The organism is Methylobacterium sp. J-026, assembly GCF_022829585.1.
Taxonomy (GTDB): domain Bacteria; phylum Pseudomonadota; class Alphaproteobacteria; order Rhizobiales; family Beijerinckiaceae; genus Methylobacterium.
This window is the reverse complement of record NZ_JAKSYC010000321.1, coordinates 1-1,027: the sequence shown is the minus strand read 5'-3', so window position 1 is coordinate 1,027 and position 1,027 is coordinate 1. Positions and strand designations below refer to the sequence as shown.

The 1,027-nt window shown below is 68.4% G+C and carries 3 pseudogenes; 1 reads left to right on the top strand and 2 read right to left on the bottom strand.

Annotated elements, in window-relative coordinates:
* Positions 1–136: 136 nt before the first annotated feature.
* A pseudogene (locus MKK69_RS31275) lies at positions 137–391 on the bottom strand (MFS transporter); the annotation flags it as partial.
* Between MKK69_RS31275 and MKK69_RS27685 the strand changes: the two are divergent.
* A pseudogene (locus tag MKK69_RS27685) lies at positions 386–706 on the top strand (hypothetical protein); the annotation flags it as partial. The pseudogenes MKK69_RS31275 and MKK69_RS27685 sit on opposite strands and share 6 nt — an antisense overlap.
* Here the strand turns inward: MKK69_RS27685 and MKK69_RS27680 are convergent.
* Positions 679–891: pseudogene (locus tag MKK69_RS27680) on the bottom strand (ABC transporter substrate-binding protein); the annotation flags it as partial. The pseudogenes MKK69_RS27685 and MKK69_RS27680 overlap by 28 nt on opposite strands.
* Between the last annotated feature and the right edge of the window lie 136 nt (positions 892–1,027).

Below are 1,027 nucleotides of genomic sequence, written 5' to 3'. Positions count from 1 at the left end.
AGGAACAGCACCACCGAAGGGAGCGGCTTCCGGATCGCCCAGGCGGAGATGTTGAGGCGCATGGCTGATCCTACCGCGGGGCCGCGTCGGCCATGGGGGCAGCCATGGGGGCGGCCATCGGTGTGCTGACAGGAGCGGCCGTGTAGGTGAACACCGTGAAGAAGCTCACCGACGACAGGGTCGAGATCAGCATCGGCCGCAGCACCGGCCAGCGGCTCAGCGCCCGGAACTCGCTGATCAGGCGCCCGCGCGTGCCGGGCAGCCCCGTGGGCACGCAGAGCTGGATCGCCAAGCCTGCCGCGAGGCTGATCCCCACCACCGCCCAGAAGGTCGAACGCCATCCCGCGACCTGCCCGAGTGCGGTGCCGAGGGGCACGCCGAGGACGCGTGCCTGATCTGGCGCCGGACCATGCCGCTCACCGGGCTCGGTATCGTCTTCCTGTTCAGCTACGCCACGGCGCAGTACGGCGTCTTCCACCTCGCCGATTATCCGGTGTTCCTGGGCGTGGCCGCCTACCTGATCGCACAGAGCCTCGGCTTGAAGCCCTTCGGCGTTCGCCCCCTCGACATCGTACGGTGGGCTGCCGCGATCACGCTGATGTGGGCATCGGTCGAGAAGTGGGCCTACCCGCAGTGGACCGATCCGCTGCTGGCCGCCAAGCCGCAGATGACCATGGCCTCGACACCGTCGAACACCTTACGGGCGAAGCCGCGGAACGGCAGCAGCTCGGCGAAGGGGACGAAATCGGCGTGCGCGTCGATCTTCTTCTCCTGAAGGTTGATCGAACCGACCTCCGGGCTCTGGCTCACGAGGCGGAAGTAGGTGGCCGGGTAGCCCTTGTCCTGCAGCGCCTTCAGGACCATGCCGTGGGCGGCAGAACCGAAGGTCACCCCCGTGACCCGTGAGGCCCAGGGCGATGCGCCCCACGCCCTCGTCGTCGACGACGCCCTGATCCTGATGGGTGCGACCAGCATCCTTGAGGATGCGGGGTTCCGGGTGCTGGAGGCGATGAGCATCGCCCAGGCC